Origin of the sequence: Mangrovimonas aestuarii (genome assembly GCF_028767185.1) — a bacterium.
Classification (GTDB): domain Bacteria; phylum Bacteroidota; class Bacteroidia; order Flavobacteriales; family Flavobacteriaceae; genus Mangrovimonas_B; species Mangrovimonas_B aestuarii.
In genome coordinates this window covers 1-5,657 of sequence record NZ_JARACK010000014.1, presented here as the reverse complement: position 1 = coordinate 5,657, position 5,657 = coordinate 1, and the positions used below count along the sequence as shown (strand labels likewise).

Annotated in this window: 2 tRNA genes and 3 rRNA genes; all 5 read left to right on the top strand. The window is 48.1% G+C overall.

The annotated features are described in order from the left end of the window. Positions 1 to 583: 583 nt before the first annotated feature. The 5 genes from PWU04_RS13280 (at position 584) to rrf (ending at position 5,649) form a co-directional block, all read left to right on the top strand. A 16S ribosomal RNA gene (locus tag PWU04_RS13280) occupies positions 584 to 2,109 on the top strand. Positions 2,110 to 2,260: 151 nt separating this feature from the next. Continuing rightward, positions 2,261 to 2,334: transfer RNA gene (locus PWU04_RS13275), tRNA-Ile, on the top strand. A 101-nt stretch (positions 2,335 to 2,435) separates the two neighbouring features. Further along, positions 2,436 to 2,509: transfer RNA gene (locus PWU04_RS13270), tRNA-Ala, on the top strand. Between the two features lie 128 nt (positions 2,510 to 2,637). After that, a 23S ribosomal RNA gene (locus PWU04_RS13265) occupies positions 2,638 to 5,454 on the top strand. Between the two features lie 87 nt (positions 5,455 to 5,541). Next, positions 5,542 to 5,649, top strand: a 5S ribosomal RNA gene (rrf, locus tag PWU04_RS13260). Together the 16S, 23S and 5S rRNA genes with 2 tRNA genes alongside form the textbook arrangement of a ribosomal RNA operon. The last annotated feature ends 8 nt before the right edge of the window (positions 5,650 to 5,657 follow it).

Sequence of the window (5,657 nt, the reverse complement as noted above, 5' to 3'; positions counted from 1 at the left end):
AAAATACTTTCAAAAAAAGGAGAGGAAAAGCTTGCCTTGTTGATTAACGGTCTTATATTTGCAGCCGCTTTGAGAGGGGCACGCCCAGCGAAAAAGCGACGTTCATTGATTGGGAAGAAAAGTTTTTTGGAAAGAGCTTGCGGGAATGGAAAAAAGACGTAAGTTTGCAGCCGCTTAGACCGAGAGGTTCTACTGCGGAAAGTTCTCAGAAAACCCTGATTTTTCGGGCATGAAAAAAGCCTGAAAAATTTTTCCGAAAAAATCTTGTCGGAACGAAAAAAGGCTGTATGTTTGCAGCCGCAAAAACAGCGATGGATTTGCGGAGTTCTGATAGGGATAAGTTGAAGCTGGCGCTTGAGAGGTTGAAAAAATATTTCAAAAAAGTGTTGCGGGAACGGAAAAAGCGAATTACATTTGCACCCGCTTTTAAGCTGAACGCTTAGAAGGTCAAGAGAAGAAAAGTTCATTAACATATTGAATCGACAGCGTAAGACGTTAACTGGAAACGGTTAAGGTCAAACAAGAGAATAAACCATTTTGAGTCCCTTTTCAATTATGAGTTGTTAAACATATTTAAGATTTAACGATGAAGAGTTTGATCCTGGCTCAGGATGAACGCTAGCGGCAGGCCTAACACATGCAAGTCGAACGGTAACAGGGATTAGCTTGCTAATCCGCTGACGAGTGGCGCACGGGTGCGTAACGCGTATGCAATCTACCTCTTACAGGGAAATAGCCCAGAGAAATTTGGATTAATGTCCCATAATATAATATACCGGCATCGGTTAATTATTAAAGTTTCGGCGGTAGGAGATGAGCATGCGTTCTATTAGCTAGTAGGTGCGGTAACGGCGCACCTAGGCCACGATAGATAGGGGCCCTGAGAGGGGGATCCCCCACACTGGTACTGAGACACGGACCAGACTCCTACGGGAGGCAGCAGTGAGGAATATTGGTCAATGGACGGAAGTCTGAACCAGCCATGCCGCGTGCAGGAAGACTGCCCTATGGGTTGTAAACTGCTTTTGTACGGGAAGAAACCCAGCTACGTGTAGCTGGCTGACGGTACCGTAAGAATAAGGATCGGCTAACTCCGTGCCAGCAGCCGCGGTAATACGGAGGATCCAAGCGTTATCCGGAATCATTGGGTTTAAAGGGTCCGTAGGTGGATAATTAAGTCAGAGGTGAAATCTTGCAGCTCAACTGTAAAATTGCCTTTGATACTGGTTATCTTGAGTCATTATGAAGTGGTTAGAATATGTAGTGTAGCGGTGAAATGCATAGATATTACATAGAATACCAATTGCGAAGGCAGATCACTAATAATGTACTGACACTGATGGACGAAAGCGTGGGGAGCGAACAGGATTAGATACCCTGGTAGTCCACGCCGTAAACGATGGTCACTAGCTGTTCGGACTTCGGTCTGAGTGGCTAAGCGAAAGTGATAAGTGACCCACCTGGGGAGTACGTTCGCAAGAATGAAACTCAAAGGAATTGACGGGGGCCCGCACAAGCGGTGGAGCATGTGGTTTAATTCGATGATACGCGAGGAACCTTACCAGGGCTTAAATGTAAGTTGCATGATTTAGAGATAGATCTTTCTTCGGACTACTTACAAGGTGCTGCATGGTTGTCGTCAGCTCGTGCCGTGAGGTGTCAGGTTAAGTCCTATAACGAGCGCAACCCCTGTTGTTAGTTGCCAGCGAGTCATGTCGGGAACTCTAGCAAGACTGCCGGTGCAAACCGTGAGGAAGGTGGGGATGACGTCAAATCATCACGGCCCTTACGTCCTGGGCTACACACGTGCTACAATGGTAGGTACAGAGGGCAGCCACTGCGCGAGCAGGAGCGAATCCTAAAAACCTATCTCAGTTCGGATCGGAGTCTGCAACTCGACTCCGTGAAGCTGGAATCGCTAGTAATCGGATATCAGCCATGATCCGGTGAATACGTTCCCGGGCCTTGTACACACCGCCCGTCAAGCCATGGAAGCTGGGAGTGCCTGAAGTCCGTCACCGTAAGGAGCGGCCTAGGGTAAAATCGGTAACTAGGGCTAAGTCGTAACAAGGTAGCCGTACCGGAAGGTGCGGCTGGAACACCTCCTTTCTAGAGAAAGACGACTTATAAGGTGAAAACACGATGAATAGTTTATTCTCCTGCTGTTGATTTAAATATAAAGAGGTTAGATTCTAGAACATAGATCCTGGGCCAACAAGTCTGGACTCTAGTGTCTAATATCTAGCATCTCAATAAAAACAGTCTCATAGCTCAGCTGGTTAGAGCGCTACACTGATAATGTAGAGGTCGGCAGTTCGAGTCTGCCTGAGACTACGAAAAAAAGTTCATTAAAGACTGAAAAGGAAATTTTAGAGGTTGAGTAGCCGTTATAAGTACTGTTAACTGATAACTGTTAACCAGTCACTAAAAAGAACGGGGAATTAGCTCAGCTGGCTAGAGCGCCTGCCTTGCACGCAGGAGGTCATCGGTTCGACTCCGATATTCTCCACGATCGCGAAAGCGAAGACGTTCATTGACATATTGAAAAAAGATACATGAAGGATAGGAATTTATTCCTATCACAAATATATTATTGTAACGAGCAATAATAGTAACTCATTAAAAAGACAAAAAGTACAATAAGCTAAATAAGGGCGTATGGGGAATGCCTAGGCTCTCAGAGGCGAAGAAGGACGTGATAAGCTGCGAAAAGCTGCGGGGATCGGCACATACGAATTGATCCGCAGATATCCGAATGGGGCAACCCACTATACTGAAGGTATAGTATCCGCAAGGAGGCGAACCCGGAGAACTGAAACATCTAAGTACCCGGAGGAGAAGAAAACAAAAGTGATTGCGTAAGTAGTGGCGAGCGAACGCGCAGTAGCCCAAACCAATGTTGTTACGGCAATGTTGGGGTTGTAGGACCACGATATCGACTGCCAATTGAATTAGAACAAACTGGAAAGTTTGACCAGAGAGGGTGATAGTCCCGTATAGGTAAGAGCGGTTAGTTGTAGTGGTATCCTGAGTAGCGCGGGGCACGTGAAACCCTGTGTGAATTTGGCGGGACCATCCGCTAAGGCTAAATACTCCTGAGAGACCGATAGTGAACCAGTACCGTGAGGGAAAGGTGAAAAGAACCCCGAACAGGGGAGTGAAATAGAACCTGAAACCATACGCCTACAAGCGGTCGGAGCCATTCGTGGTGACGGCGTGCCTTTTGCATAATGAGCCTACGAGTTACCGTTGCTGGCAAGGTTAAGCACTTCAGGTGCGGATCCGTAGCGAAAGCGAGTCTGAATAGGGCGTTTTAGTCAGTAGTGGTAGACGCGAAACCGTGTGATCTACCCATGGGCAGGTTGAAGCTGTGGTAACACACAGTGGAGGACCGAACCGGTTGACGTTGAAAAGTCTTCGGATGACCTGTGGGTAGGGGTGAAAGGCCAATCAAACTCGGAAATAGCTCGTACTCCCCGAAATGCATTTAGGTGCAGCGTATTATTAGTTTTATAGAGGTAGAGCTACTGATTGGATGCGGGGGCTTCACCGCCTACCAATTCCTGACAAACTCCGAATGCTATAAAATGATGTAATGCAGTGAGGGCATGGGTGCTAAGGTCCATGTCCGAAAGGGAAAGAACCCAGACCATCAGCTAAGGTCCCCAAATGTATGCTAAGTTGAATAAACGCGGTTGAACTGCTTTGACAGCTAGGATGTTGGCTTGGAAGCAGCCATTCATTTAAAGAGTGCGTAACAGCTCACTAGTCGAGCGGTTCGGCATGGATAATAATCGGGCATAAGTATACTACCGAAGCTATGGACTTGAAAAAGTGGTAGGGGAGCATTGTAACGGCGCCGAAGGTGCAGCGTGAGCTGTGCTGGAGCGGTTACAAAAGAAAATGTAGGCATAAGTAACGATAATGCGGGCGAGAAACCCGCACTCCGAAAGACTAAGGTTTCCTCAGCTATGCTAATCAGCTGAGGGTTAGTCGGGACCTAACGCGAACCCGAAAGGGGTAGTGGATGGACAACAGGTTAATATTCCTGTACCCGCTCTCAACAAAAGTGACGGAGGCGTATATTTGGTGCGAACTGACGGAATAGTTCGTTGAAGCCAGTGGTAACACGGCGATAGTACACTAAGGCTACGGCTGCGGTGATAATCCAGAGAAGCGACTTCCAAGAAAAGCGAGAGAAGCGGCCCGTACCGTAAACCGACACAGGTAGTTGGGATGAGAATTCTAAGGAGCTCGAGAGATTCATGGCTAAGGAACTAGGCAAAATAGACCTGTAACTTCGGGAGAAAGGTCGCCCCACTCCGGTGGGGCCGCAGTGAAAAGGTCCAGGCGACTGTTTATCAAAAACACAGGGCTATGCGAAATCGAAAGATGAAGTATATGGCCTGACACCTGCCCGGTGCTGGAAGGTTAAGTGGAGTTGTTAGCTTCGGCGAAGCAATGAAATGAAGCCCCAGTAAACGGCGGCCGTAACTATAACGGTCCTAAGGTAGCGAAATTCCTTGTCGGGTAAGTTCCGACCTGCACGAATGGTGCAACGATCTGGACACTGTCTCAGCCATGAGCTCGGTGAAATTGTAGTATCGGTGAAGATGCCGATTACCCGCAGTGGGACGAAAAGACCCCGTGAACCTTTACTATAGCTTAGTATTGACTTTGGATAAGTAATGTGTAGGATAGGTGGGAGACATCGAAGCAGCGTCGCCAGGCGTTGTGGAGTCATTGTTGAAATACCACCCTTTGCTTGTCTAGAGCCTAACCCCTTGCGGGGGACAGTGCTTGGTGGGTAGTTTGACTGGGGTGGTCGCCTCCAAAAGAGTAACGGAGGCTTCTAAAGGTTCCCTCAGCACGCTTGGTAACCGTGCGCAGAGTGCAATGGCATAAGGGAGCTTGACTGAGAGACCTACAAGTCGATCAGGTACGAAAGTAGAGCATAGTGATCCGGTGGTTCCGCATGGAAGGGCCATCGCTCAAAGGATAAAAGGTACTCCGGGGATAACAGGCTGATCTCCCCCAAGAGCTCACATCGACGGGGGGGTTTGGCACCTCGATGTCGGCTCGTCACATCCTGGGGCTGGAGAAGGTCCCAAGGGTTGGGCTGTTCGCCCATTAAAGTGGCACGCGAGCTGGGTTCAGAACGTCGTGAGACAGTTCGGTCTCTATCTACTGTGGGCGTTAGAAATTTGAGTGGATCTGACTCTAGTACGAGAGGACCGAGTTGGACGAACCTCTGGTGTACCAGTTGTCCTGCCAAGGGCACTGCTGGGTAGCTACGTTCGGAAGGGATAAGCGCTGAAAGCATATAAGCGCGAAACCCACCACAAGATGAGATTTCTTTAAAGGGTCGTGGGAGATGACCACGTTGATAGGCTACAGGTGTAAAGGCGGTAACGTCATAGCCGAGTAGTACTAATAACCCGTAGGCTTATTGTACGCCGCTCTTTTTATAGGTTGCAGCAACAGAATGTATACTTTTTTCAATATGTTAAAATATTAGTGTCATGATTATGACCAAAAACTTAAGGTGGTTATAGCGACGGGGCTCACCTCTTACCATTCCGAACAGAGAAGTTAAGCCCGTTAGCGCCGATGGTACTGCACTCGTGGGAGAGTAGGTCGCCGCCTTTTTTGAAAGC